Genomic DNA, 23,880 nt, shown 5'->3' with positions numbered 1-23,880 from the left:
AATTCCGGTGCTGCAACAGGCCTGAAAGCGGGACAGACGACATAGTTATGGCTCCCGCCTGACCTGCGTCCTACATCAAGGTCTGAACCTCGGAATCGTCCATGGACAGCACACCTGCCCCTTTCGTCCCCCCAGCGCCTGCGCCGCGCACGCATCCACCCTCCACGCTGGAGATGATGCGCATCGTCTACCGCAATCCGCTGGAGTTGTGGGGTGAGCCTTCCTACAACGAGCCATATATTTCCGTAACCGGCATCGGCGGCCCGCTGGTCATTGCCAACGATCCGGCGCTGATCCGTCACGTGCTGGTCGACAACGCGAAAAACTACAAGATGGCGACTGTGCGCCAGATGATCCTGCGCCCGATCCTGCGCGACGGCCTGCTCACCGCGGAAGGCGACGTCTGGAAGCGCTCGCGCAAGGCGATGGCGCCGGTCTTTACGCCACGCCACATTTTCGGCTTCGCCCAGCCCATGCTGAAGCGCACGCAGGCTTTCGCCGAGCGCTACGAGGAAGGCGGCGTCTTCGACATCGCCGTAGACATGACCAACCTGACCTACGACATCCTCGCAGAAACGCTGTTCTCGGGTGAGATCGCCGGCGAACCGGGCGCCTTCGCCAGCCAGATCGACCATCTGTTCGAGACGATGGGTCGTGTCGATCCGCTCGACCTGTTGCGCGCGCCAGAATGGCTGCCGCGCGTCACACGCCTGCGTGGCCGTCGAACCATGGCCTATTTCCGCAGCATCGTCGCCGACACCATCGTCATGCGAAGCGAGCGGCTAAAACGCTCCCCCGACACCGTCCCGGAGGATTTTCTCACCCTGCTGCTCGAGGCTGAGGGGCCGGACGGCCTCACGCGCGGCGAAATCGAGGACAATATAATCACCTTCATCGGTGCCGGCCACGAGACCACCGCCCGCGCGCTCGGCTGGGCGATCTACTGCCTTGCCGAGGCGCCCTGGGAGCGGGAGCCTATCGAGAAGGAAATCGACGCGGTGCTTTCACGCGAGCCCGACCCGACAAGATGGCTCGACGCAATGCCGCTCACCCGCGCCGCCTTCGAAGAGGCGCTTCGACTTTATCCCCCCGCCCCCTCGATCAATCGCGAGCCGATCGAGCCGGAGACCTGGCGCGATCTCTACATACCGCCCAAGGCCGCCGTGCTGATGATGCCCTGGACGATCCATCGCCACCGCAAGCATTGGGAGAAGCCCGACGCCTTCATGCCGTCGCGCTTCCATCCGGAGAACCGTGCAAAGATTGACCGCTATCAATATCTGCCCTTCGGCGCCGGCCCGCGCGTCTGCATCGGAGCCAGCTTCGCCATGCAGGAAGCGATCATTGCGCTCGCCGTGCTTTTGTCACGCTTCCGCTTCGAGACGACGCCGGAGACGAAACCCTGGCCGGTGCAAAAGCTCACCACCCAGCCGCAGGGCGGGCTGCCAATGCGGGTGACAAGGCGCTAACGCCTCTCTCCGAAGCTCATTCCGGCAAGAACGGCTCGACCTTGCCCTTCAGCTTGATGGTCATGGGCTGCCCGAAACGGTCCTTGGAATTGCCCGCTGGCACGCGGATCCAACCTTCACTGACGCAGTATTCGCTGACGTCCGTGCGCTCCTTGCCGTTGAACTTGATGCCGACGCCGCGCTCCAGCAATTCCGCGTTGTAGAAAGGGCTGCGCTCATCGTTGCTCAATCGGTCTGGAAAAGTCGTCATCTTCGGTCTCCGTACCGCATTTTTCGCGGCGGGCTGCGATAGCTGGCTGCGGGCCGTGTTTCAAGCCCACGGAGCGCCCTCATTTCAGGACCACTTTCCCCAAAGCCTAGTTGCGGCCGTGAAAGATGTTTTCAACATGCACCGGCCAGCGCCAGGGCAACACCGCCACCATATCGAAGCGCATGGAAATCTTCGCATGATCACGCTGGCGCGAAAGCCATAGGTCCGCAGCGCCTTCTATCCGCCGCTCCGACTCATAGGCGATCGCCTCCATCGCCTCCATGAGGCTCTTCCGCGCCTTGACCTCGACGATCAATACGAGATTGCCCCGCCTGGCGATCAAGTCGATCTCGCCGAGCTTGGTCCGATAGCGCCGAGCGACGATGCGGAAGCCCTTCAGCACCAGCGCTGCCGCCGCCAGCCATTCGCTCGAATGGCCGCGTCGATAGGCCTTGCGGCGCAATTTCAGCGCGGCATCGGCGTTCGGTCCCCGTCCAGCCCCCAACTCAGCCGTCCTTTAGCTCCAGCAACCGGCGGTAAAGCACCTGTTTCGACTGGCCGGTCATGCGCGCGGCCTCGGCCGCCGCCTTCGAGGCCGGCATTTCCGCCGCCAGCGAGGTGAGCAGTCTATCGACGTCTTCCGGAGCATCCACCTTCCCTTCCGGCGGGCCGACGCAGATCACGATCTCGCCCTTCGGCGTCGGCGCCCCAGCATAATGCGCCGCCAGCGTTGCCAGCGTCCCGGTCCGCATCTCCTCGAAGGTTTTTGTCAGCTCGCGCCCGATCGCCGCCCGTCGGTCGCCATAAACCTCGGCCATGGCAGCCAGCGTCTCAGCCACGCGCCGGGGCGACTCGAAAAAGATCAGCGTAGCCGGCGCCGCTCCGAACTCCGCCAGCCGCGTCTTGCGTTGCCCCTCCTTCGCCGGCAGGAAGCCGGCAAACAAAAAAGCGTCGGACGGCAGCCCTGACGCGGTCAGCGCCGCCAGCACGGCTGACGGTCCGGGGATCGGCACCACGCGGATTCCCGCCGCCTGCGCCTGCTCCACCAGCCGGAATCCCGGATCGGAAACCAGCGGCGTACCGGCATCAGACACCAGCGCGACGCTTTTCCCCCCCTGCAGCGCAGCGATCAGCTTCGGTCCTGCCTCCGCGGCGTTGTGCTCGTGATAGGCGACCGGCCGTTGCCTTATTCCATAGCGATCAAGGAGCACGCGCGTTACCCGCGTGTCCTCGCAGGCGAGCACATCCGCTGCGGCAAGCGTCTCCAGCGCGCGCAGCGTGATATCGCCGAGATTGCCGATCGGCGTCGCTACCAGGTAAAGCGCCGGCTCCAGCCGCCGTGCAGGAATCTCGGCCTGGCCGACGAGATAGGTCTTGTGCGCTTCAGTCACCCTGCTCCATTCCCGCTATCGCCGCTGATCAATGCCATGCCCCCCTCTCACTTGCAAAGCGCCCGCCATCGCTTCGCCACAGTCCGGAACGAAACCGGCTCTGGCGGGTTAAGCGGGCAAGAAAGAACTCGGGTCTTGGGAGGACACGATGGCCAACCTGATCATGCCGGATACGTTCGATCCTTATTACTCCGGCCGCGAAGACGAAGCCGAGCGTGGCACCAAGCCGCGCCCGCAAAACAAGAAGCAGAATGCACGCCAGGCGGATGGCGAGATCATTCTTCCCGAAGCGGCGCCGGCACCGGAAGGCGTAACCCGCCGCGACCGTCGCCCGGTCTCTCACTGAACGGCTTCGGCGTTATCTTGTCCAATCGCTTCGATATCTGTCTGGCGCGGCTAGCAACGGGTGATCGCCGGAAGTCGCGCCGCTCAAATCTTGTAGGCGACCAGCACCGCGCCGACGGCAATCAGAACGACGCCCAGCCAGTTCGTCGAGCCAAGCCGCTCGCCAAGGAAAACAGCGCCGAACACCGCGACCAGCACGACGCTTAGCTTGTCAACCGGCGCCACCTGCGCCGCGTTCCCGAGCTTCAGGGCCCTGAAATAGCAGAGCCACGACGCGCCGGTCGCCAATCCGGACAACACCAGGAACGCGTAGGTCTTGCCGGAAATGGCGCCGAGCGGCTGCGCCTGTCCGGTCGCGGCGACTATACCGGCCAAAACCAGCAGGATCACCACGGTCCGGATCAACGTCGCGAAGTCGGAATTGACGTTCTCGACGCCGACCTTGGCGAAGATCGCGGTCAGCGCCGCGAACACCGCAGACAGCACCGCCCAGAATTGCCAGGAAGCGAATGTGGAATTCATGGCCGGCCTCGCGCTGTTTCCATCAATCGAGATAGCGTGAAACCCGAACTTCGAGAAGGCGGATCAGTTCAGGATCCATCAATTCATAGTCGTCGGGAATATCGAGACATATCACCCGAGCCTTCTTGAGCGCGGCCCTGAATCTCCGTTGCAGCTTGGCGCGATGGGCCTTCTCCATCACGAAGATGATGTCGGCCCATGTGACGAGTTCCTCTGTCAGCGGGTTATCGGCATCGTGGTTGGTCCCGGCCGATTCGACTTCGATGTTTTCTCGTCGAGAAAAGATCTGTTCGGCAGTCGGGCTCCGCAAGCGGTTCTGACTGCAAACGAACAACACGTTCTTCATGGCCTACCGCGCCAAGTCCGCCACCACAGCGTCGAGCACGATCATGCCCGATGGCGTCGCGCGCAGCCTGGAATTGCCGATCGGCGCGACCAGCCCCTCTTCCTGCAATACGGACAGCCTCGCCGGCGAGAAACCCTTCCCCGACAGCTGCTCATAGCGCGCAAGGTCGATCCCCTCGGCGAGCCTCAGCCCCATCAGCAGGAACTCGTCCGCTTCTTCCGAGCGCGTCAGGATTTCGCCGCCGGTGACGCCGTGACCTTTCGCCTCGACGAGGTTCGCCCAGGTCTCCGGCATTTTTTCCGCCACCGTCACCACGCGCCTTCCGTTCTCGAGGAAGCGTCCGTGCGCGCCCGGTCCTACGCCGATATATTCGCCGTAGCGCCAATAGGTCAGGTTGTGCCGGCTTTCTGCACCCGGCTTGGCATGATTGGAGATCTCGTAGGCCGGCAGGCCGCGCGCCGCCGTCACCTCTTGCGTCACCGCATAGAGTTCGGCCGCCTCGTCACCGCCTGGTATCTCGAACTTCCCCGCCGCATGCAGCGAATGGAAGCGCGTACCCTCCTCGATGGTGAGCTGGTAGAGTGACAGGTGGTCGGCGGCATAACCGATTGCTTCCTCCAGCTCCGCCTCCCAGGCGTCTGGCGTCTGGCCTGGCCGCGCATAGATCAGGTCGAAGGAAAGCCGCGGAAATGTCTTTCGCGCCAGATCGATCGCGACCAGCGCCTCCTCGACATTGTGCAGCCGGCCAAGGAAGCGCAAATCCCGGTCGTTCAACGCCTGCACGCCGAGCGAGACGCGGTTGACGCCCGCCGCGCGGTAACCCAGGAAACGTTCAGCCTCGACCGACGACGGGTTCGCCTCCAGCGTCACCTCTATGCCGCCAGGAACAGTCCAGCTCCGCGCCACCGCGTCAAGCACCGCGCCCACCGTCTCCGGTTTCATCAGCGACGGCGTGCCGCCCCCGAGGAAGATGCTGGTCACCTCGCGCGGGCCGGTCCTTTCGCGCATCGTCGCCAGTTCCGTTTCGAAGGCGCGCGCAAAACGCTCCTGATCGACCGGCTGGTGGCGGACGTGGCTGTTGAAGTCGCAATAGGGGCACTTGGCCGCGCAGAACGGCCAGTGCACATAGACACCGAAGCCCGGATCGCGGGCCGTATCCAGTCTCGACTGGATACCGTTGGTCATGCCGACCCCAGCTTCGCCCGCGCGAACTTCTGGAAGGCTTTGGCGCGGTGCGATAGCGCCTCCTCCTGTCCGGGCTTCCAGCCATGCTTCTCCTCGGCAGTCATCTCGCCGAAAGTACGTGTGTGGCCGTCAGGAACGAAGACCGGGTCGTAGCCGAAACCCTTCTCGCCGCGCGGCGGCCAGACCAGCGTGCCTTCGGCCTCGCCGCGGAAATATTCCGCCTCGCCATCCGGCGATGCTAGGCAGATCACCGCCACGAAGCGACCCTTGCGCTGCCTGGGTTCCACCGCGCCGACCTCCTGCATCGCCACCTCGGCCCGCTGCATGGCGACGCCGAAGTCGCGCGTGCCGTCCGGCGTCTCCGCCCAGTTCGCCGTGTAGACGCCCGGTGCGCCCTGAAGTGCGTCGATCATCAGCCCGGAATCGTCCGACAGCGCCGGCAGCCCGGTCGCTTTCGCCGCCGCATGCGCCTTGATATAGGCATTCTCCTCGAAGGTCGTACCTGTTTCGTCAGGCTCCGGCAGGCCGAACTCCCTGGCCGACTTCGCCTCCAGCCCGAACGGCCCCATCAGGTCGGCAAACTCCCTCAGCTTGCCGTCATTGTGGCTGGCGACAACGATCTTCGTTCCCTCGGGCAGATGCATCAAAAACCCCAGATCCTTGGTTCGGCAAACTCGATCGAATTGCCCGACGGGTCGCGAAAATAGATGGACCGGCCACCGTTCGGCCATTCGAAATCCGCCTCGATCTCGATGCCGCGCCGTGTCAGCGCGGTCGTCCACTGCTCGATTTCGTCCGCTGTCGCGCCAAAGCATAAATGTCCTTGGCCGGCAGTGCCGTGCGGGGGTACCGGCAGCTTGGCGTCCGGCGGCGGCGCATGCCTGGTCGCCTCTGCATTGAAGAGCAGCAGCACGCCCTGCCCGCAGCGGAAGAAGACATGCCGGCCGTCCACCTTGGCGATCCGCTCCAGTCCGAGCACGTCGCGATAGAAGGCTTCCGCCGCGTCGAGATCGGTCACATAAAGCGCGGATTCGAGGATGGCGGACGGCTGCATGGCTGCCTCACGCCACCGCCATCTGCTGAAGGCTGACCAGCCGCGAAATGCCCTTCTTGGCGAGCCCCATCAACGTGGCGAACTCCTCCTCGCTGAATGGAATGCCTTCGGCCGTGCCCTGTATCTCGACGATGCCGCCCTTGCCGGTCATCACAAAATTGGCATCGGTGCCGGCCGCCGAATCCTCGACATAGTCGAGATCGAGCACGGCCTGCCCGTCATGGATGCCGCATGAAATTGCAGCGACATGGTCGCGCAGCACCTTTTGCACGCTCACCATCTGGCGCGCTTCCATCCAGCGCAGGCAGTCGTGAAGCGCCACCCAGCCGCCGGTGATCGAGGCGGTGCGCGTGCCGCCGTCTGCCTGGATCACATCACAGTCGACGGTGATCTGCTGCTCGCCGAGCGCGCCGAGGTCCACCACGGCCCGCAGGGATCGCCCGATCAGCCGCTGGATCTCCAGCGTGCGCCCGCCCTGCTTTCCTGCGGAGGCCTCGCGGCGCATGCGCTCGCCGGTCGAACGCGGCAGCATGCCGTATTCGGCCGTCACCCAGCCTTTCCCCGAATTCCGCATCCAGCCCGGCACCTTCTCCTCCAGGCTCGCCGTGCACAGCACATGCGTGTCCCCAAACTTCACCAGGCACGAGCCCTCGGCATGTTTCGACACGTTGCGTTCGAAGGAAACGGCGCGCATTTCGTCGAACTGGCGTTTGGAGGGGCGCATTCAGGCTCTTTCTGTTCGGACTGGTTGTCTGGGCGGCTTTTAGCCGCCGCTTGCGGGCAGCGCAAAGAAAAACGGGTTCTTTCCACTCTGCCCATCGACTTCCTAACGGTCTTTGCGTTCTTGCGCAGCCTGTCTATATCTTGTGGCCGGAGGCGACGATGACGAAAGCCGTGCACGATCCCACCCTGCAATCCCTGGACATGCGCTCGCGTGACATCTTCCGGCGCATCGTCGACACCTATCTGCGCGATGGCGAGCCGGTCGGTTCGCGCAGCCTGGCGCGCATGCTGCCCTCCTCGCTCTCTCCTGCAACAGTCCGCAACGTGATGAGCGACCTTGAACAACTCGGTCTCATCTACGCGCCGCACATTTCCGCCGGCCGGCTGCCGACTCAGAAGGGCCTGCGCTTCTTCGTAGACGCCTTCATGGAACTCGGTGACTTGTCCGAAGACGAGCGCCGCGTGATCGACGCACAGGTCAGGGCCTCCGGCAATGGCGCGACGCTGGAGCAGATGTTGACCGAGGCCAGCCAGATGCTGTCAGGCATGTCGCGTGGCGCGGGCCTCGTCGTCACCGCCAACAACGAAGTGGCGTTGAAGCATATCGAGTTCATCCAGCTCGAGCCCACACGCGCGCTTGTCGTGCTCGTCTCGCAGAATGGCGACGTCGAGAACCGCGTCATCGAGCTGCCTATCGGCATCACAGCCTCACAACTGCACGAGGCCTCGAACTTCCTCAGCGCCCACATTCGCGGCCGTACGCTGGCCGAAGCCAAGACCGAGATCGCCCGCATCCAGGAAGAAACGCGCGTCGCGCTCGACACGCTGTCCCAGGATCTGGTGGAAAAGGGCCTTGCGGTCTGGGCCGGCAACGAGGGCGGCCTGCCGGCGCGGCTCATCGTGCGCGGCCGGGCCAATCTTCTCGAAAACGTCACCGCCCAGGCCGACATCGAACTCCTGAAGCACCTCTTCGAGGATCTGGAGACGCAGGACGGGCTGATCCAGCTCCTCGGCCTCGCCGAGGAGGGCTCGGGCGTGCGCATCTTCATCGGCTCGGAGAACAAGCTCTTCTCGCTTTCAGGCTCCTCGCTCGTCGTTGCGCCCTATCGCGACAAGGATTCCCGCGTCATCGGCGCGCTCGGCGTCATCGGCCCGACCAGGCTCAACTACGCCCGCATCGTGCCGATGGTCGACTACACAGCCCAGATCATCTCGCGATTGCTGCGGTAGGATCCGACGGGCTGTCAGCCGAACTTGCGCTTGGCATCCATCGCCAGGCCGAGCCCGACGCTGCCGAACATGTCGCCCTCCACAATCCGTGCCTGCGGAACCAGTCCGAGGATGCTGCGCCGTGCCAGCGGCGTCGCCGTCGAGCCACCGGTCAGGAACACCGTCGCAATGTCGGCCGCCCCTACACGCGCGTCGGCGAGCGTCTTTGCCACCGTGTCGGTGACTCGTTCGACCGCCTGCAGAATCGTCGCCTCGAATCTTTCGCGCATCATGTCGACGCCGAAATGCGCGCCGGTCAGGTCGACATCGACATGCGCGGCCGGCGCGTTAGTCATCGCGATCCTGGCCCGCTCGACCCGCCCCGCCAGCGCATGACCCCAGCGGTGCTCGACGATCGTGATCAGTCGATCCACTAGGTCCGGGCGCGCCGCCTCGTAACGAAGCTGGCTAAGCTCGATCCTAGCCTTCGGCGTGTAAAGCAGATTGATGCGCTGCCAGGTTGCGAGATCGACGAAATAGGCGGCCGGCAGGTTGCGCTTGCCGTCCTTCGTCTGGGTCAAATAGCCGAGTTCCCGCATGACGCTGTCGATGCTGAGCAACCGGTCGAAATCGGTACCGCCGATGTGGACGCCCCGGTTGGCGAGGATGTCGCCGCTGCGGTCGGCTGCGACGGCGCGCTCCGGCGACACGCGCACCACGGAAAAGTCAGAGGTGCCACCGCCCATGTCTACGATCAGCGCCAGTTCCTCGCGCTGCACCGTGCGCTCGTAGTCGAGTGCGGCGGCGATCGGCTCGTACTGGAAGGCGATGTCGCGAAAGCCCTGCGCCTGCGCCGCCCTTTCCAGTTCATTCTGCGCGTTCCGGTTGGCTTCGGCATCGTCGTCGACGAACTGCACGGGACGACCGAGCACGACAGGCCCGACGGCCTGCCCGGTATGGGCCTCCATGCGCGTCTTCAGTTGTGCGATGAACAGCCCGATGATGTCGGTGAAGGCCATCTGCCGCTTCTTGATGCGCGTCTTCTCGTGCACCAGGGAACTGCCAAGAACGCTTTTCAGCGCCCGCATCAGCCGGCCCTCGACGCCATCCGTATAGTCGGCGATGGCGCGGCGGCCGACATAGGTCCGGTCATCGTCGAAGTTGAAGAACACAGCGCTCGGCAGCGTGACCTGTTCCCCTTCGAGCGGCACAAGGCGGGGCTGCCCGTCCTCGATCACCCCGACCGTCGAGTTCGAAGTGCCAAAATCTATGCCGCCGAATGTCGGTTGCATCTTTCGTCCTGGATTTGTGTTGACGCTTTCCCGCAGGCGGAGCGGTCCGGTACACAGGGCCGGGCCAAATGTCGATCCCTAAAACCAAGGTATTTCCGAAGGGCACGATTCTTCGCGGGTGACGGCCTGCTGGCGGCAGGTATATGCTAAGCTAGGTGAGGGACCTGTCATGGCGCTGGAAGAGATAAAGGCTCGGATCAGTCTCCTGCTGGAAGAGATGGTCAACCAGCCGGAGGATGAGCACCAGGTGCGTGAGCAGTTGCGCGAGAAATTCAACGAGTTGCGTGCCTTGGGCATGCCGCTGCCGGCCGACCTGGTAGCGCTGGAGAAGCAGCTCGACGAACGGTTTCCTGAAAGCCCCGAAAGTTTCGAATGATGTGGCATCCCATGACCCGGCCGCCGCTTCCTTCTCCCCACATTTTCCCTGTACATCCAGGCTTTTGACCTATGGATGCTCGACGCGACACGGGGCGCGCTCCTCCGAACCGCCGCCTCTGGCGCTACCTCGTCCTGTCCTCCTACGCCATCGCGCTCTTCGCTTCCGGCGCATTTGTCGCGATCGCCGGCGCGGCTATTCTTTACGTCAATTCGAAGCCTGACCTCTCCATCTGGCACACCGCCGATCTCGACGGCGAGTTCACCGCCCGCTCCGGACTTAAGGATTTTCGCGAATACCTGGAACTCGAGGAAGCGCTCTTCGCCGAGCTGAAAAGCGAAGTCTATGACGAGATAGGGGACAGCGAGCGCTCCGCCTACAACCGCTACACAACAGGTAGCAAGTCCGATCCCGGTATCTGGACGCCGAACTGGAACCGCACCTTCGAATACGGCAATACCGACGCCGCCTTCGGCGTACTTCTGCTGCACGGCTATTCAGACAGCCCCTACAGCCTGCGCGGTTTCGGCCAGATGATGCGCGATGCCGGCGCGCACGTGCTCGGCCTGCGCATTCCCGGCCACGGCACCGCGCCGAGCGCCCTGAAATACACCACTGCCGAGGACATGACCGCCGCCGTCCGTCTGGCAATGAGCTATCTAAAATCGGCGATGGGCGAGCGGCCGATTTTCATCATCGGCTATTCCAACGGTGCCGCGCTCGCCCTGAATTACGACCTCGAAGCCGTCGAGGATGCAACGCTCCCGGTACCGGCCGGCGTGGTGGTGATGTCACCCGAGATCGGCCTATCGCGCGCCGCCGCCTACGCGAACTGGCAGGCGCGGGTCGGCGATTTCCTCGGCCTCGACAAGCTCGCCTGGAGTTCGGTGCTGCCGGAGTTCGACCCGTTCAAATACAACTCCTTTGCCGTCAACGCCGGCGAGCAGGCCTGGCGGATGACCGAGAAGGTCCGCACCGGACTCGACCGGCTGGCGAAGGAAGGCCGACTGGGCGAGGTTGCGCCAATCCTCGCCTTCCAGTCGGCGGTCGACGCCACCGTGCTCGCCAACGCCGTCGTTTCCGGCCTGTTCGGCCGCCTGCCATCCGGCGACCACGAACTCGTCATCTTCGACGTCAACCGCTACTACGAGGCGCAGGGACTCATCACCAAGCCGATCGACCTCGAAAGGCTGATCTCCGGGCCACGCGCGGCCTACGCGATCGGCATCGTCACCAACCGCGACAGCACGACCTTCGACGCCGTGCTGCGCAGTCGCCCAGCTGACAGCGACGCCGTGACGACCACCGGGCTCGGCCTGTCCTGGCCGGACGATGTCTATTCGCTGTCGCACATCGCACTGCCCTTCGCGCCGGACGATCCGCTGTACGGCGACGATCCGCGCTCCGAAAATCCCGGCATCAGACTCGGCCGCCTGGCGCTTCACGGCGAGAATGGAACGCTTTCGATCCCGCCCACCATGATGACCCGCCAGCGCTGGAATCCCTTCCATGCCTTCATGGCCACGCGGATTGCAGGGTTCGTGCGTGAACATATGGCCGGAGCAGCTGGCCCGTAGCCGTTGCCGTGATCGCCCGTCAGGCGCCTTCATCGACGACGCGCAGGCGAAGCTGTCCGCTCTTGGTGCCGACTGCAGCGTTCTCTTTGGTTGCCTGCACGGGGCAGCCACTATCGCCCTCGCCGGCGGTTTCCGAACCGAGTTCGAGCGCCTCGATCTTCTGGCCGCGTTTCACCACCTTGGAGGACGAGACGAGGATGTCATCTATGTCCCTGTTCGCCTGACCGAAATGCACCTGAAGCTTGCGCACCCGATCGTCGAGGCGTGAGACGTCCTCCATCAGCCTGACAACCTCACCCTGGATCAGATGCGCCTGTTCGCGCATTCGGGCGTCCTTGAGAATCGCCTGGACGACCTGGATCGACAACATCAAGAGCGACGGCGAAACGATGACGACACGAGCGCGATGCGCCTTCTGCACCACCGCCTCGAAATTCTCGTGGATCTCGGCGAAGATCGATTCCGAGGGCACGAACATGAAGGCCGTATCCTGCGTCTCGCCTGATATCAGGTATTTCTCCGAAATCGCCCTGATATGGACCTCGATGTCGCGCCGGAATGCCTGTGCCGCGTATTTCTGGGCCTCGCCGGGATTGTCGGCTTCGGCCGCGGCGCGGACGGCGTTCCACGCTTCCAGCGGGAATTTCGCATCGATCACCAGCGAGGGCGCATCGTTCGGCATGCGGATCAGGCAGTCCGGCCGGTTGTTGTTCGACAGCGTCGCCTGGAACTCGTAGCCCCCATGCGGCAGGCCATCCGCCACGATCGCCTCCATGCGCGACTGGCCGAAGGCGCCGCGTGTCTGCTTGTTGGAGAGGATCGCCTGCAACTGCACCACCTGGCCGGCGAGCGACTGGATGTTGTTCTGCGCACTGTCTATGACCGCCAGTCGCTCCTGCAGCTTGGCAAGCGACTCATGCGTCGATTTCGTCTGCTCGGTCATGGTCTGGCCGATGCGGCCGGTCATGGCGTCGAGCCGCTGGCTGATCGACTGGGTGAGTTCGGCCTGGCGCGCGCCGAATACTTCCGCTACCGCGCCGAGCCGACCCTGCATCTCGGCCTGTGCCTGCGCGAGCGCGGCCATCTGCGTCTCTGCCTCTCGCGCGCGCTCGGCCACTTCGGCCGCGGCTGCGGCGCGTGCCCGCGACGAGCGCCAGAGCGCGACGATCAGGATAACAAGGAGCAGGCCGAGCAACCCCGCACCGGCAACGAGAACCTGGCCAAGCGTGATCGCGGTCGCTCCCAGCCTTGCAACGGGCTCGGAGAGGATGGTCGTCAACTGATCCATCCCCAAAGCATACCCGATTCGGCAAGGCATTCCAGATCAAAACAAGAACAAATGACGGATGTTGACGCGTCTATTTCGAGGTCTTAGGTGATGCCCATGTCGATCAAGCCGCTTGTCATCCTTCCCGATCCCGTCTTGCGCCTGGTGTCCAAGCCGGTCGAGCGCGTCGACGCCCCGCTTTTGAAGCTCGCCGACGACATGTTCGAAACCATGTATGACGCGCCGGGCATCGGACTTGCGGCGATCCAGATCGGCGAGCCGTTGCGCATGCTGGTGATCGATCTCGCCAAGGAAGGCGAGGAGCCGGCACCTCAGGTCTTCATCAACCCGGAAATCCTCGAAAAGAGCGACGAGCGCTCTGTCTACGAGGAAGGCTGCCTGTCGATCCCGGACTATTATGCGGAGGTCGAGCGGCCGGCAAAGGTGCGCGTCCGCCATCTCGATCGCGAGGGGAAAGAGCAGGAGGTCGAGGCGGAAGGACTGCTCGCCACCTGCCTGCAGCACGAGATCGACCACCTGAACGGCGTGCTCTTCATCGACCACATCTCCAAGCTGAAGCGGGACATGGTGGTGAAGAAGTTCAAGAAGCTCGCCAAGGACCGGCAACCGACCAAAATGGTCGGCTGAGGCTTTCCCTGCGTCAGGGTTGACCTCGGCCTGCATTGCCGGTTGAACGCAGACCTCACAGGTTTGGACAGCGCACCAGCAATGCCGCTCCGCATCATCTTCATGGGCACGCCGGATTTTTCCGTGCCGACGCTCCGCTCAATCGCCGAGGCGGGGCACGAGGTCGTGGCGTGCTATACGCAGCCGCCTCGCCCGGCCGGGCGGCGCGGGTTGGAATTGACCCCCTCGCCCGTGCAGCGCGAGGCTGAGCGGCTGGGCATCGAAGTCAGGACGCCGGTTTCGTTGAAAGGCGCGGCCGAACAGGAGACATTCGCGGCGTTGGGCGCCGATGCGGCGGTCGTCGTCGCCTATGGATTGCTGCTGCCGAAGCCGATTCTTCAGGGAACACGGCTCGGCGCCTGGAACGGACATGCCTCGCTGCTGCCGCGTTGGCGCGGCGCTGCTCCCATCCAGCGGGCAATCATGGCCGGCGACCACGAGACCGGCATGATGGTGATGAAGATGGACGAAGGCCTCGATACGGGACCGGTCGCGCTGACCGCGCGAGTGAAAATCGGACCTAACGAAACCGCGGGCGAGTTGCACGACCGGCTGATGCAGGTGGGGGCGAGCCTGATGGTCGAGGCGCTGGAACAACTCGAGGCCGGGACGCTAGACCTGACGCCACAGCCGACAGAAGGCGCGATTTACGCCAAAAAGATCGACAAGTTGGAAACGCGGGTCGATTGGCGGCTTGCAGCAAGCGACGTCCACAACCACATTCGCGGCCTGTCGCCTTTTCCCGGAGCATGGTGCGAGATCATGCTCGGCGGCAAGCCGGAACGGCTGAAGCTGCTGCGCTCGACGCTTGCGGAAGGGGCTGGCGCTCCGGGCGAGGTGATCGACGAGCAGTTGACTATCGCCTGTGCAAGCGGCGCGGTGAGGCTGACGGAATTGCAGCGGGCCGGTGGCCGGGCCGTAGCCGTGGAGGAATTCCTTCGCGGCACGAAGATAGAAAAAGGAACGAAACTGTCATGAGTATGATGTCGATCAGGACCGCCACGGCGAAGGACCGCGAAGCGATCCGTCTCGTCGAGGAACACGCGTTCGGCCAGAAAATGGAGGCCGGGCTGGTCGACGCGCTGGTCGATAGCGGAGACACGGTGCTGGAACTGGTCGCCGAGGAAGACGGACATGTCGTCGGCCACATCCTGTTCTCGCGGCTCTACGTCGAGCATGGCCGCAGCCGCTTTCCTGCCGTGGCGCTGGCGCCGCTGGCGGTGGAGCCTTCCTTCCACGGCACCGGCATCGGCGGCGCGCTGATCCGCGAAGCCCATGTCAGGCTGAAGCAGGCCGGCGAGAAACTCGCAATCGTGCTCGGCGAGCCTGCCTATTACGGCCGTTTCGGCTATGCGCATGAGCGCGCGGCCAATTTCGACAGCGACTACCAGTGCGAGGCGCTGCAGGCCGTTGCCTGGGACGAAGCGCCGGAGAGCGGGAAGCTGCTCTACGCGCCAGCCTTCGGCACCGAACTCGCGGCGTAGGCGGTCTCGTTGCCGCGCTATCGCCTCGACATCGAATATGACGGCACACCCTATGCCGGATGGCAGCGGCAGGCCGGACAGCATTCGGTGCAGGCGGCGCTTGAGCAGGCAATCCTGAAATTTTCGGGCGAGACGATCTCGCTGCGCGGCGCCGGCCGAACCGATTCCGGCGTCCACGCCACCGGTCAGGTCGCGCATCTCGACCTGGCGAAGCACTGGCCGGACGACACGGTGCGCGATGCGATCAACGCACATCTGAGGCTCGCGGGCGAATCGGTCGCGGTGACCGCAGCGGCAAAGATTGCAGACGATTTCGACGCGCGTTTTTCGGCGACGAAGCGCTACTATCTCTACCGAATCCTCAACAGGCGGGCACACCCGGCGCTGGAGAAAGACCGCGCATGGTGGGTGCCGGCGCGACTCGATGCCGAGGCCATGCACGAGGCGGCGCAACAGCTTGTCGGGAGGCACGACTTCACCACCTTCCGCTCAAGCCAATGCCAGGCGAACAGCCCGCTGCGCACGCTCGACAAGTTGGAGGTGACGAGGAGCGGCGACCTGATCGAGGTAAAAACCTCGGCACGGTCCTTCCTGCACAACCAGGTCCGCTCCATGGTCGGCACACTGAAGCGCGTCGGCGAGGGCGGCTGGACTGCTGCAGACGTGAAAGCCGCGCTCGACGCCAGGGATCGCGCAGCCTGCGCCGGGATCGCGCCGCCGGAAGGTCTCTATCTGACCAAGGTCGACTACTCGGCTATTTGACGAGGTCGGCTATTCGACCGGCACCTGAGGTGTCGCTGCCAGCCCGAAGAGGCCCTGCAGCATGAACAGCACCATGAGCGAGACCAGGAACATGCCGGCGAATACGGCGGTGGCGACGGCCGGTCCCTTGCCGAGCGCGACATTGGTCATCCGCCAGGAGAGCGCCATGGTCAGGACGAAGAGGACGAACGACAGGAACGCGCCCGCATCGGAAGCGCCGGGCCAGAACAGGCCGAGCAGCGACGGCGGCAGCATGATCCAGACGATCAGCGCCGACGCCCAGTTGCTCGCCACGACGACATGGACGAAGCGGTCGGCGATGCCTGCCAGCGGAGCGATCACGGCCAGCGCCACGAGTGGCAGGACCCATGTCGAGAAGTCGATAACCGCCAGGCGGGCGACGATCGACAATTTGCTGCCGAATATTCCTGGCAGCTGATTCAACTCGTTGGCGACGCCGACCCAACCCACGATCAGGGCGGGCAGGGCGATGACGATCGCGAAGAACGAATTCCAGAACCCGTCGGCGGAGAGGTCGAGCAGACGCAGGCCATCGGCCTTGCCCATCATCATGCGCCAGGCACCGGTCAGGTAAAGCTGGATGTTCTCGGCGGAGGGCATGGCAAACCTAACCGAACCAGTCCTCGAGGAAGCGGCTGTAGATATCGGTCAACGTCTCGAGGTCGGCCAGCGCGACGCGCTCGTCGACCATGTGCATGGTCTTGCCGACCAGCCCGAACTCCACCACCGGGCAGTAGTCCTTGATGAAACGGGCGTCCGACGTGCCACCGGAGGTCGACAGGCCCGGCATGCGGCCGGTGACCGCCCGGATGGAGCCCGAAAGCGCGGCGACCAGCTTGTCGTCACGCGTGAGGAAGACCTCGCTCGGAGGATCGCGCCAGGCAAGGTCGAAGGCGACCGGCTCCTCATATCCGGCGCGATACTTCCTGCGGCGGCTGGCGCGGTCGAGCCGGTTGTGGATCTCCGCCTGCAAGGTGTCGACCGTCCATGTATCGTTGAAACGGATATTGAACGTCGCCGTAGCCTTGGCCGGGATGACGTTGACGGCGGGGTTGCCGACATCGACCGAGGTGATCTCGAGATTGCTCGGCTGGAAATCCTTGGTGCCGGTATCCAGCACTGGGTCGAGCAGTGCATCGGCCAGCGTCATGAGCCCGCGCACCGGATTGTCAGCCAGGTGCGGATAGCCGACATGGCCCTGCCGTCCGTGAACGGTGACCGTACCCGAGATCGAGCCGCGGCGACCGATCTTGATCATGTCGCCGAGTTGGTCGGGGTTGGTCGGCTCGCCGACCAGCGCCGCATCCCAATTCTCACCCTTGCCGGCCGCCCAGTCGAGCAGCTTCACCGTGCCGTTGATCGCCGGTCCCTCCTCGTCGCCGGTGATGAGCAGCGAAACCGAGCCCTTGAACTCGCCCTTGGTCGCGACGTGCCTTGCCACGGCTGCAACGAAACAGGCGATGCCACCCTTCATATCGACCGCGCCGCGACCGTACATCTCGCCATTGCGAACGTCGGCCGAAAATGGCGGATGCGTCCATGCGGCGGCGTCGCCAACCGGGACGACGTCGGTATGGCCGGCAAACATCAGATGCGGCCCATTGCCCGAGCGGCGGGCGTAGAGATTTTCGATGTCCGGCGTGCCGTCCTCGTGGAACACCGGCCGTTCGATCGAGAAACCCAGCGGTTTCAACATCGCCTCCAGTGCCGAGAGAGCACCGCCTTCGGCCGGCGTGACCGACGGGCAGCGGATGAGCGCGGCGAGATTCGCGGCGGGATCGATGGGCAGGGTCATGGAGCCGGGATAACTCAATGCGAGCCCTCTGTCATGACCCGACTGCTGCCGGGGGCTAGGCCAGGCACCGAGAGGCGAAGCAGCTTCAATTCGCCTCAAACAATGAAACGCCTGCGCTACTTTCCCCGAAGCGTGTCGGCGATGTCGAAGATCAACCAGGGATCGATCCGGTGGATCGCGGCTTCATTCCCGCGTTCCGGGCGAATTGGTGCGTGGCCCGTATTGGTTCGGTCCGGGCATCCCCTTCGGCAGGCACAGCAGCAGGAAGAAGAAGATGTCGGCGACCAGGAAGAGCAGCCCCCACCAGCCTGAATAGCCGCAATCATGCAGCCGCTTCGCGCAAAGCGCGAGATGCGACAGGATGAGTACACCAAAAATCAGGGCGAAAATTCCGAACCAGAAGGCGATTGTCGCCTCATCGTCGTTCGCCATTACCATCCGGTAGATCGGATAGGCCCGTATCAGGTAGAGGAGCACCCCCGCCAGCGCGAAGACCCGGCGGTCGATACGCCCCGAGAAACTGAAGAACAGCCAGAGGAGCCGTTGCGGTTCCACCAATCAATCCCGCAGAAGCTCGTTGATCGAGGTCTTGGAACGGGTCTGCGCGTCGACCTTCTTGACGATGACGGCGCAATAGAGGCTTGGGCCAGGCTCGCCATTGCCCATCGGCTTGCCGGGCAAAGCGCCCGCCACGACGACGGAGAAGGGTGGCACCTCGCCATAGCTGATCTTGCCGGTAGCGCGGTCGACGATCTTGGTCGACTTGCCGATGAAGACGCCCATGCCGAGGACGGAACCCTCGCGCACGATGCAGCCTTCGACGACTTCCGAACGGGCGCCGATGAAGCAGTCGTCCTCGATGATGGTCGGGCCGGCCTGCATCGGCTCCAGCACGCCGCCAATGCCGACGCCGCCCGACAGATGAACGTTCCTGCCGATCTGGGCGCAGGAGCCGACGGTCGCCCAGGTGTCGACCATGGTGTTCTCGCCGACATAGGCGCCGAGATTAACGAAGGAGGGCATCAGAACGGCCCCGGGGGCTATGTAGGCCGAGCGACGTACGACCGCCGAGGGCACGGCACGGAAGCCGGCCTGCTCGAAATCGATCCCGCTCCAGCCGTCGAATTTCGACGGGACCTTGTCCCACCAGACGGAGGCGCCCGGCCCGCCCTTGATGATCTCCATGGGATTGAGCCGGAATGACAGCAGGACAGCCTTCTTAAGCCACTGGTTGACCGTCCAGCTTCCATCGTCCTGCCGTTCGGCAACCCTGACTTCGCCCTTGTCGAGCAGCGAAAGCGCCGTGTCGACGGCATCGCGGACCTCGCCGCGCGTGCCCGTCGAAACGGTGTCGCGCGCCTCGAACGCCTTCTCGACGACGCTTTCGAGCTGCGAAAGGTTCTGCTTCGCCATGGAATCCCCTATTACAACCTGCTGTTAAGTCTGCCGCCACTAAGCTGGCGGCGAAATCGCGCGGACCCTATGTCAAGGCTTGGAGAGGGTCAATCGCGCCTGCGCTACGGGACAGCGCTTAAAGGACGGGCAGGAATAGATGGAGCCGACCGAGAAGGCGGGATGGACGCCGCTACCGCATTCAGACGAGGATCTGGAACGCGCCAGAAGCGTGCCGGAGACGCCGCAGACGCGGTCGTCGACCTACCGGCTGGCCTGGAACGACGAGGAGTTCATGACCCAGCGCGAGTTGCGGCCGGTGAGGCTGCAGCTCGAACTGCTGAAACCCGAGATGATCCTCGCCGAACGCGGCATACGCTCGACGGTCATCCTGTTTGGCGGCGCACGTATCCCGGAACCGGGCGGCGATGCCTGGGCGGCCAAGAATGAGGAGCAGAAGAAAAACCTGGAGGCGAACAGCCGCTACTACGAGGAGGCGCGCAGCTTCGCCAGGCTCTGCTCGCAGCATTCGGCATCGTCCTACTACCGCGAGTTCGTGGTCGTCACAGGCGGCGGACCGGGCGTCATGGAGGCCGGCAATCGCGGCGCCAACGATGTCGGCGCGCCATCGATCGGGCTTAACATCGTGCTGCCGCACGAACAGGCGCCCAACCTCTACGTCACGCCGGAACTCTGCTTCAATTTCCACTATTTCGCTATCCGCAAGATGCACTTCGTCATGCGCGCCAAGGCGGTTGCGGTGTTCCCCGGCGGCTTCGGCACCATGGACGAGTTCTTCGAGACGCTGACGCTGATCCAGACCGGCCGCATGGAGCGGGTGCCGATCGTCCTTTTCGGCAAGGAATTCTGGCATCGGGCGATCGACCTCGACTACCTCGCCGAGCAGGGCACCATCTCGCCCGGCGACCAGGACATCATCGACTTCGTCGATTCGGCCGATGAGGCCTGGGCGATCATCAGCCGGTTCTACAATCTCTAACGCGACCCATTTTCTTCTGCCGAGCGATCGAGCGGCTGCGGGCGGTGCACCAGCGTCACCAGCACGAAGGAGATGATCATCAGGAGATACCAGGCGCCGAGCTTCTGGATGGAGACCGGTGTCCAGGCGTCCGCCTGGCCGGGATAGATCCAGGCCCGCGACCAGGTGCCGATGTTCTCGGCAAACCAGATGAACAGGGCCACCAGCAGGAAGCCGACAAGCAGCGGCATGCGGTGGCGGAAGCGGAAAACGCGGTAATGGACGACCGTGCGCAGATAAAGGAGCGCCGTCGCCGCGAAGAGCGCATAGCGCAGGTCGAGGACGAAATGATGGGCGAAGAAGTTTATGTAGATGGCGGCGGCCAGAAGCAGGGTTGTCCAGAGCGGCGGATAGCTGGTGTAGCGCATGTCGAAGATGCGCGAGATGCGCGCGATGTAGGAGCCGACCGAGGCGTACATGAAGCCGGAGAAAAGTGGCACGCCGGCAATGCGGAAGAAGCAGTCCTCCGGATAGATCCACGAGCCGGCCGAAGTCTTGAATATCTCCATGGCGGTTCCCACGACATGGAAGATCAGGATGACCGCTGCTTCCGATGGCTTCTCCAGCTTGAAGGCGAGCATAGCGACCTGGATCGCCAGCGCGGCGAGGAACAGGAAATCGTAGCGCGCGATGCCGAGCGCTTCAGGCGGCGCATATTTCGTCGCAATGATGAGGAAGAGCATGGCGCCGCCGAACAGGCACGCCCAGCCCTGCTTGAGGCCGAACACCAGGAATTCGACCAGCGCGCCAGAGAGGCCGTGCGCCGGCATGCGGTCGAGCACGCCATGCGCGGCTCGGTCGATACTTTGTTCTACGGATGTGAACCGCTTCAAACGGCGGCCTGGACGATGGCGTCGAGAAACCCAGGCAGATCGTCGGTGACGAAGTCGACGTCGTCCTCGTATTCCTTGTCCTTCTCCCAGATCTCGGCAAAGGTCGGCTCGAAATTCCTTGGCACGATGAGCACGGTGGTCATGCCAAGCGCCTTCGGTACGGAGAGATTGCGCGCGAGATCCTCGAACATCACGGCTTTGGGGCCTATGACGGCGAAAAGCTCGGCAAAGCGCTCATAGGTCTGCCGTGCCGGTTTCGGCGTCAACCCGGCAGCGACGATGTCGAAGATATCGTCGAAGTGGTCGAGTATGCCGAGCTGCCGCGCGGCTCGCTCCGCGTGGCCGCGATCGCCATTGGTGAAGATGAATTTGCGACCCGGCAACTGCCGGATTGCCGTGCCGAGCGCCGGATCGGGCACCAGCCAGGAATAGTCGATGTCATGCACCTTCTGCAGAAAATCGTCCGGGTCGATGCCGTGCCGCTGCATCAGACCCGCCAGCGTCGTGCCGTATTCGCGATAGAGCTCCTTCTGCAGCTGGCGGGCCTCCTCGCGCGGAAGGCTGAGCAGTTCCGACACATAGGCTGTCATCCTCACGTCGATCTGCGAGAACAGGTTCGAGTGATGCGGATAGAGCGTATTGTCGAGATCGAACACCCAGTCGGTGACGTGGGAGAAGCGGTCGGGATCAGGCAGGTCGGTCATGAGGAGACTTATGTCACAAAAGGATCAGAGCGGGGACATGTCCACAACGGAATTTTTCCGTTGTGCCAGAGGCCATAAAATACCGGGTCCCTAAAATCTTAGCTAAGCTGGAAAGCCGACTTTCATGCAGGTGCTGGCATGCCCACATGGGGTAAGGGATAGCTGCATGAACCGAATAATTCTGAAATCCGCGGGGGTCGCGATAGCATCGATCCTCGCGTCGATCTTGCTTGCGACGATCGTGGTGTCGGCTCTGGGTGGTACGATCGACGGCAATGCATGGCTGATGCTCACGATCTGCCCGCTGGCGATCGCCTGGCCGGCGAGTGCCTTCACTTTCTGGCAAAGCGAGAGGCTGCGCAACGCCCATCGCCAGCTCGCTCGGGCGCATGCCGAACTCGCCGCCGCGCATCGGCGGTTGGAAGAGAAGGCGAGCCGCGACACCATGACGGGTATGTTCAACCGCGAAAGCTTCTTCGCGGCGCTCGACCGCTCGCGCCGCAAGACCGATCGCGGCGCGCTGCTGATCATCGACGCCGATCACTTCAAGAAGATCAACGACAATTTCGGCCATCTGACAGGCGATAAGGCGCTGCTAGAGATCGCGGCGGCGGTGCGGCGCGCGGTGCGCGCCGGCGATGTGCTCGGTCGCATTGGCGGCGAGGAATTCGGCGCCTTCCTGACCGGGGCGAGCGACGAGGAAGCGATGCGTGTCGCCGAACGTATCCGCTGCGAGGTCGAAGCGATCCGTTTCCATCCGGCGGACGGGGACGTCGTGCCGCTGACGGTGTCGATCGGCGGCACGCCGTGCGCATCGGGCGCCAATGTTTCTGACCTCATGCGCGCCGCCGACAAACATTTGTACGAAGCGAAGAACCGAGGCCGCAACCTGGCGATCTTCGACGACGGCATCTCCGCCGCAGCCTAGGATTCGTCGATATCTCGCCAGCCGGCCGGGATAGTGCAAACGAACGACCGGCGTGCCTCAATAGGCATAGATGGGCTGCGGTCCCTCGAAACCCTTGAAGAGGACCTCGCCGACCGGCTGCGACGGCAGGCAGAGATGCCCGGCCGTCGTCGCCGAGGCGACCCGCGTCAGCGACAGGTCGGAGGCGGCGGCAAGCAGGCGCGCGGCGTAGTTTACCGGCTGGCCGATGGCGGTGAAGTCGAGCCGGTTCGCCCCGCCGATATTGCCGTAGTGGAAGCGGCCGGCATGGACCGCCGAGCGGAAGCCGAGAAGCTTGCCTACTACGGCTTCCGCCAGTTTTTGCTCGCCTTCCATGACGGCTTCGCTTGCGGCCTTCACGGCGTCCGACAGCGACGTCTTCTCGCCATAGGGAAAGATCGCGAAGAAGCCGTCGCCGAGGAATTTCAGGATCTCCCCGCCACGCGCCTCGACCGGGGGCACCATGATGTCGAACGCCTCGTTGAGCACCGCGACGATCTCCGGGCCGGTGCGGGTGCTGGACAGCGAGGCGAAGCCGATCAGGTCGCTGAAGAGGATCGCCGCGTCGATTTCCTCGCCGTCGCCGCGATGCACGCGGCCCGACAGAATCTGCTCGCCGCTGTTTCGGCCGACATAGGCAGAGATGATCGATGCCGCGTTGAGCCTGAGAAGATGTGCCTCCACAAGCCGTGCGAGCGGACGCCTGATGCGCTCGAGGACGGCGATCGCGCCATCGCTCCAGCCATCCTCATGCTTCGTCGACCAGGTGACCGCGTGGGTCTCGCCGGTGGTGAAGATCAGCGGCTGCGCGAGGTAGTCGGTGAAACCCTCAGCGACTAGTTCGCCGAGGATCGGGTAGTCGGAGATCATGTTGGGATTGGTGAGGCGGCGACGTATTGTCACTTGCCTGGACGTGACTGTCGGCAAGGGGTTCTTCACATATTCGTCGCGCGAATAGAGGCCGATCCCGCCCTCCGTGAGTTTCGTGCCCTCCTCGGGCGTCCACAGCATGCGGCGTCCCGCGATATTGGGATGCAGGGTCTCCACGAAGAGCGCGAACCTGCCGATAGGCACGCCGGCGCCGACCAGGCGGCGTCCGAGAGCGTCGAACGACTGCTGGGCACTGCTGCCCGGCCTTGCCCCGTCGATCATCCAGTCGACCAGCTCGTCGATTGCTTCGCCGTCGATCATGCGCGCTCCGGAGCCATCCT

General features: G+C 63.8%; 29 protein-coding genes. 11 read left to right on the top strand and 18 right to left on the bottom strand.

What is annotated here, in order from left to right; translation table 11 throughout:
• Positions 1-101 precede the first annotated feature (101 nt).
• The gene (locus D8676_RS02515; protein ID WP_121579242.1) at positions 102-1,469 is read left to right on the top strand and encodes a cytochrome P450; all 1,368 of its coding nucleotides are present in this window, start codon (positions 102-104) and stop codon (positions 1,467-1,469) included.
• A gap of 16 nt (positions 1,470-1,485) precedes the next feature.
• Here the strand turns inward: D8676_RS02515 and D8676_RS02510 are convergent, their stop codons facing one another.
• The 3 genes from D8676_RS02510 to rsmI all read right to left on the bottom strand — a co-directional run bounded on the left by D8676_RS02510 (position 1,486) and on the right by rsmI (position 3,110).
• Positions 1,486-1,719: a DUF3297 family protein gene (locus D8676_RS02510; RefSeq protein ID WP_121579241.1), complete on the bottom strand. Its 234-nt coding sequence runs from the start codon at positions 1,717-1,719 to the stop codon at positions 1,486-1,488.
• A gap of 106 nt (positions 1,720-1,825) precedes the next feature.
• On the bottom strand, positions 1,826-2,224 hold the full coding sequence (locus tag D8676_RS02505) for a YraN family protein (protein WP_121579240.1): 399 nt from the start codon (positions 2,222-2,224) through the stop codon (positions 1,826-1,828).
• Between the two features lies 1 nt (position 2,225).
• Complete coding sequence (rsmI, locus tag D8676_RS02500) at positions 2,226-3,110, bottom strand: 16S rRNA (cytidine(1402)-2'-O)-methyltransferase (protein WP_121579239.1); 885 nt, start codon at positions 3,108-3,110, stop codon at positions 2,226-2,228.
• A gap of 148 nt (positions 3,111-3,258) precedes the next feature.
• On the opposite strand from rsmI, the gene D8676_RS02495 reads away from it, so the two are divergent.
• The gene (locus D8676_RS02495) at positions 3,259-3,456 is read left to right on the top strand and encodes a hypothetical protein (protein ID WP_121579238.1); all 198 of its coding nucleotides are present in this window, start codon (positions 3,259-3,261) and stop codon (positions 3,454-3,456) included.
• Positions 3,457-3,539: 83 nt separating this feature from the next.
• Here the strand turns inward: D8676_RS02495 and D8676_RS02490 are convergent, their stop codons facing one another.
• From D8676_RS02490 to rph, 6 genes are read right to left on the bottom strand one after another with little or no spacing between them, the layout of a single operon-like run.
• The gene (locus D8676_RS02490; RefSeq protein WP_121579237.1) at positions 3,540-3,977 is read right to left on the bottom strand and encodes an EamA family transporter; all 438 of its coding nucleotides are present in this window, start codon (positions 3,975-3,977) and stop codon (positions 3,540-3,542) included.
• Between the two features lie 22 nt (positions 3,978-3,999).
• Complete coding sequence (locus tag D8676_RS02485) at positions 4,000-4,323, bottom strand: low molecular weight protein tyrosine phosphatase family protein (protein ID WP_121579236.1); 324 nt, start codon at positions 4,321-4,323, stop codon at positions 4,000-4,002.
• 3 nt (positions 4,324-4,326) lie between these two features.
• Positions 4,327-5,508, bottom strand: a complete 1,182-nt coding sequence (gene hemW / locus D8676_RS02480) for a radical SAM family heme chaperone HemW (protein WP_183096939.1) — start codon at positions 5,506-5,508, stop codon at positions 4,327-4,329.
• Complete coding sequence (rdgB, locus tag D8676_RS02475) at positions 5,505-6,152, bottom strand: RdgB/HAM1 family non-canonical purine NTP pyrophosphatase (RefSeq protein ID WP_121579235.1); 648 nt, start codon at positions 6,150-6,152, stop codon at positions 5,505-5,507. The genes hemW and rdgB overlap by 4 nt, the downstream gene beginning before the upstream one ends.
• Positions 6,152-6,562, bottom strand: coding sequence for a VOC family protein (locus D8676_RS02470; RefSeq protein ID WP_121579234.1), 411 nt, complete (start codon positions 6,560-6,562; stop codon positions 6,152-6,154). The genes rdgB and D8676_RS02470 overlap by 1 nt, the downstream gene beginning before the upstream one ends.
• A gap of 7 nt (positions 6,563-6,569) precedes the next feature.
• Positions 6,570-7,286 carry a ribonuclease PH gene (gene rph, locus D8676_RS02465; protein ID WP_121579233.1) on the bottom strand — a complete coding sequence of 239 codons (717 nt, stop codon included), beginning with the start codon at positions 7,284-7,286 and terminating at the stop codon, positions 6,570-6,572.
• Between the two features lie 158 nt (positions 7,287-7,444).
• On the opposite strand from rph, the gene hrcA reads away from it, so the two are divergent.
• Positions 7,445-8,515 (top strand): heat-inducible transcriptional repressor HrcA, encoded by a 1,071-nt coding sequence (hrcA, locus tag D8676_RS02460; RefSeq protein WP_121579232.1) that lies wholly within the window; start codon positions 7,445-7,447, stop codon positions 8,513-8,515.
• Positions 8,516-8,529: 14 nt separating this feature from the next.
• Here hrcA and D8676_RS02455 read toward each other — a convergent pair whose 3' ends face one another.
• Positions 8,530-9,786, bottom strand: a complete 1,257-nt coding sequence (locus D8676_RS02455) for an Hsp70 family protein (RefSeq protein ID WP_121579231.1) — start codon at positions 9,784-9,786, stop codon at positions 8,530-8,532.
• A gap of 169 nt (positions 9,787-9,955) precedes the next feature.
• Between D8676_RS02455 and D8676_RS02450 the strand changes: the two genes are divergently transcribed.
• Entirely contained in the window at positions 9,956-10,162 is a 207-nt protein-coding gene (locus tag D8676_RS02450; RefSeq protein ID WP_121579230.1) for a hypothetical protein, read from the top strand.
• A 71-nt stretch (positions 10,163-10,233) separates the two neighbouring features.
• Positions 10,234-11,739 (top strand): alpha/beta fold hydrolase, encoded by a 1,506-nt coding sequence (locus D8676_RS02445; RefSeq protein ID WP_121579229.1) that lies wholly within the window; start codon positions 10,234-10,236, stop codon positions 11,737-11,739.
• Between the two features lie 19 nt (positions 11,740-11,758).
• Here D8676_RS02445 and D8676_RS02440 read toward each other — a convergent pair whose 3' ends face one another.
• Positions 11,759-13,027, bottom strand: coding sequence for a DNA recombination protein RmuC (locus D8676_RS02440; protein WP_121579228.1), 1,269 nt, complete (start codon positions 13,025-13,027; stop codon positions 11,759-11,761).
• Between the two features lie 96 nt (positions 13,028-13,123).
• On the opposite strand from D8676_RS02440, the gene def reads away from it, so the two are divergent.
• The 4 genes from def to truA all read left to right on the top strand — a co-directional run bounded on the left by def (position 13,124) and on the right by truA (position 15,939).
• A complete protein-coding gene (gene def / locus D8676_RS02435) occupies positions 13,124-13,654 on the top strand; it encodes a peptide deformylase (RefSeq protein WP_121579720.1) in 531 nt (176 codons plus the stop codon).
• Between the two features lie 81 nt (positions 13,655-13,735).
• Positions 13,736-14,671 (top strand): methionyl-tRNA formyltransferase, encoded by a 936-nt coding sequence (fmt, locus tag D8676_RS02430; protein WP_121579227.1) that lies wholly within the window; start codon positions 13,736-13,738, stop codon positions 14,669-14,671.
• Positions 14,668-15,177 (top strand): N-acetyltransferase, encoded by a 510-nt coding sequence (locus tag D8676_RS02425; protein ID WP_121579226.1) that lies wholly within the window; start codon positions 14,668-14,670, stop codon positions 15,175-15,177. Before fmt ends, D8676_RS02425 begins: the two co-directional genes overlap by 4 nt.
• Positions 15,178-15,186: 9 nt before the next feature.
• Entirely contained in the window at positions 15,187-15,939 is a 753-nt protein-coding gene (gene truA, locus D8676_RS02420; RefSeq protein ID WP_121579225.1) for a tRNA pseudouridine(38-40) synthase TruA, read from the top strand.
• 9 nt (positions 15,940-15,948) lie between these two features.
• Here truA and D8676_RS02415 read toward each other — a convergent pair whose 3' ends face one another.
• The 4 genes from D8676_RS02415 to dapD all read right to left on the bottom strand — a co-directional run bounded on the left by D8676_RS02415 (position 15,949) and on the right by dapD (position 19,168).
• Positions 15,949-16,560 (bottom strand): transporter, encoded by a 612-nt coding sequence (locus D8676_RS02415; RefSeq protein WP_121579224.1) that lies wholly within the window; start codon positions 16,558-16,560, stop codon positions 15,949-15,951.
• 7 nt (positions 16,561-16,567) lie between these two features.
• On the bottom strand, positions 16,568-17,755 hold the full coding sequence (gene dapE, locus D8676_RS02410) for a succinyl-diaminopimelate desuccinylase (protein ID WP_121579223.1): 1,188 nt from the start codon (positions 17,753-17,755) through the stop codon (positions 16,568-16,570).
• A 183-nt stretch (positions 17,756-17,938) separates the two neighbouring features.
• A complete protein-coding gene (locus tag D8676_RS02405) occupies positions 17,939-18,310 on the bottom strand; it encodes a DUF805 domain-containing protein (RefSeq protein ID WP_183096938.1) in 372 nt (123 codons plus the stop codon).
• 3 nt (positions 18,311-18,313) lie between these two features.
• Positions 18,314-19,168 carry a 2,3,4,5-tetrahydropyridine-2,6-dicarboxylate N-succinyltransferase gene (dapD, locus tag D8676_RS02400; protein WP_121579221.1) on the bottom strand — a complete coding sequence of 285 codons (855 nt, stop codon included), beginning with the start codon at positions 19,166-19,168 and terminating at the stop codon, positions 18,314-18,316.
• A gap of 139 nt (positions 19,169-19,307) precedes the next feature.
• Between dapD and D8676_RS02395 the strand changes: the two genes are divergently transcribed.
• A complete protein-coding gene (locus D8676_RS02395) occupies positions 19,308-20,147 on the top strand; it encodes an LOG family protein (protein ID WP_121579220.1) in 840 nt (279 codons plus the stop codon).
• Here the strand turns inward: D8676_RS02395 and D8676_RS02390 are convergent.
• Complete coding sequence (locus D8676_RS02390; protein WP_121579219.1) at positions 20,144-21,019, bottom strand: DUF817 domain-containing protein; 876 nt, start codon at positions 21,017-21,019, stop codon at positions 20,144-20,146. The two genes, D8676_RS02395 and D8676_RS02390, sit on opposite strands and share 4 nt — an antisense overlap.
• Complete coding sequence (locus tag D8676_RS02385; protein WP_121579218.1) at positions 21,016-21,723, bottom strand: pyrimidine 5'-nucleotidase; 708 nt, start codon at positions 21,721-21,723, stop codon at positions 21,016-21,018. Before D8676_RS02385 ends, D8676_RS02390 begins: the two co-directional genes overlap by 4 nt.
• Positions 21,724-21,889: 166 nt before the next feature.
• Between D8676_RS02385 and D8676_RS02380 the strand changes: the two genes are divergently transcribed.
• Complete coding sequence (locus D8676_RS02380) at positions 21,890-22,651, top strand: GGDEF domain-containing protein (RefSeq protein ID WP_121579217.1); 762 nt, start codon at positions 21,890-21,892, stop codon at positions 22,649-22,651.
• 57 nt (positions 22,652-22,708) lie between these two features.
• On the opposite strand, the gene D8676_RS02375 is transcribed toward D8676_RS02380, so the two are convergent.
• On the bottom strand, positions 22,709-23,860 hold the full coding sequence (locus D8676_RS02375) for an adenylate/guanylate cyclase domain-containing protein (RefSeq protein WP_183096937.1): 1,152 nt from the start codon (positions 23,858-23,860) through the stop codon (positions 22,709-22,711).
• Positions 23,861-23,880: the final 20 nt, after the last annotated feature.

Origin of the sequence: Mesorhizobium sp. YM1C-6-2, assembly GCF_003666685.1 — a bacterium.
Classification (GTDB): domain Bacteria; phylum Pseudomonadota; class Alphaproteobacteria; order Rhizobiales; family Rhizobiaceae; genus Mesorhizobium_K.
Note: the sequence above shows the minus strand (reverse complement) of the source record. Positions and strands in the feature narration are given on the sequence as shown.

What these genes read in the sequence shown, in the direction of transcription:
- rph (WP_121579233.1), bottom strand. Translation starts at nt 7,286, where the DNA reads ATGCGCCCCTCCAAACGCCAGTTCGACGAAATGCGCGCCGTTTCCTTC.
- hrcA (WP_121579232.1), top strand. Translation starts at nt 7,445, where the DNA reads ATGACGAAAGCCGTGCACGATCCCACCCTGCAATCCCTGGACATGCGC.
- dapD (WP_121579221.1), bottom strand. Translation starts at nt 19,168, where the DNA reads ATGGCGAAGCAGAACCTTTCGCAGCTCGAAAGCGTCGTCGAGAAGGCG.
- dapE (WP_121579223.1), bottom strand. Translation starts at nt 17,755, where the DNA reads ATGACCCTGCCCATCGATCCCGCCGCGAATCTCGCCGCGCTCATCCGC.
- D8676_RS02470 (WP_121579234.1), bottom strand. Translation starts at nt 6,562, where the DNA reads ATGCAGCCGTCCGCCATCCTCGAATCCGCGCTTTATGTGACCGATCTC.
- D8676_RS02425 (WP_121579226.1), top strand. Translation starts at nt 14,668, where the DNA reads ATGAGTATGATGTCGATCAGGACCGCCACGGCGAAGGACCGCGAAGCG.
- D8676_RS02375 (WP_183096937.1), bottom strand. Translation starts at nt 23,860, where the DNA reads ATGATCGACGGCGAAGCAATCGACGAGCTGGTCGACTGGATGATCGAC.
- D8676_RS02395 (WP_121579220.1), top strand. Translation starts at nt 19,308, where the DNA reads ATGGAGCCGACCGAGAAGGCGGGATGGACGCCGCTACCGCATTCAGAC.
- D8676_RS02450 (WP_121579230.1), top strand. Translation starts at nt 9,956, where the DNA reads ATGGCGCTGGAAGAGATAAAGGCTCGGATCAGTCTCCTGCTGGAAGAG.
- D8676_RS02515 (WP_121579242.1), top strand. Translation starts at nt 102, where the DNA reads ATGGACAGCACACCTGCCCCTTTCGTCCCCCCAGCGCCTGCGCCGCGC.
- D8676_RS02385 (WP_121579218.1), bottom strand. Translation starts at nt 21,723, where the DNA reads ATGACCGACCTGCCTGATCCCGACCGCTTCTCCCACGTCACCGACTGG.
- D8676_RS02455 (WP_121579231.1), bottom strand. Translation starts at nt 9,786, where the DNA reads ATGCAACCGACATTCGGCGGCATAGATTTTGGCACTTCGAACTCGACG.
- D8676_RS02415 (WP_121579224.1), bottom strand. Translation starts at nt 16,560, where the DNA reads ATGCCCTCCGCCGAGAACATCCAGCTTTACCTGACCGGTGCCTGGCGC.
- D8676_RS02510 (WP_121579241.1), bottom strand. Translation starts at nt 1,719, where the DNA reads ATGACGACTTTTCCAGACCGATTGAGCAACGATGAGCGCAGCCCTTTC.
- D8676_RS02495 (WP_121579238.1), top strand. Translation starts at nt 3,259, where the DNA reads ATGGCCAACCTGATCATGCCGGATACGTTCGATCCTTATTACTCCGGC.
- D8676_RS02380 (WP_121579217.1), top strand. Translation starts at nt 21,890, where the DNA reads ATGAACCGAATAATTCTGAAATCCGCGGGGGTCGCGATAGCATCGATC.
- D8676_RS02490 (WP_121579237.1), bottom strand. Translation starts at nt 3,977, where the DNA reads ATGAATTCCACATTCGCTTCCTGGCAATTCTGGGCGGTGCTGTCTGCG.
- hemW (WP_183096939.1), bottom strand. Translation starts at nt 5,508, where the DNA reads ATGACCAACGGTATCCAGTCGAGACTGGATACGGCCCGCGATCCGGGC.
- def (WP_121579720.1), top strand. Translation starts at nt 13,124, where the DNA reads ATGTCGATCAAGCCGCTTGTCATCCTTCCCGATCCCGTCTTGCGCCTG.
- fmt (WP_121579227.1), top strand. Translation starts at nt 13,736, where the DNA reads ATGCCGCTCCGCATCATCTTCATGGGCACGCCGGATTTTTCCGTGCCG.
- D8676_RS02485 (WP_121579236.1), bottom strand. Translation starts at nt 4,323, where the DNA reads ATGAAGAACGTGTTGTTCGTTTGCAGTCAGAACCGCTTGCGGAGCCCG.
- D8676_RS02440 (WP_121579228.1), bottom strand. Translation starts at nt 13,027, where the DNA reads ATGGATCAGTTGACGACCATCCTCTCCGAGCCCGTTGCAAGGCTGGGA.
- D8676_RS02445 (WP_121579229.1), top strand. Translation starts at nt 10,234, where the DNA reads ATGGATGCTCGACGCGACACGGGGCGCGCTCCTCCGAACCGCCGCCTC.
- rdgB (WP_121579235.1), bottom strand. Translation starts at nt 6,152, where the DNA reads ATGCATCTGCCCGAGGGAACGAAGATCGTTGTCGCCAGCCACAATGAC.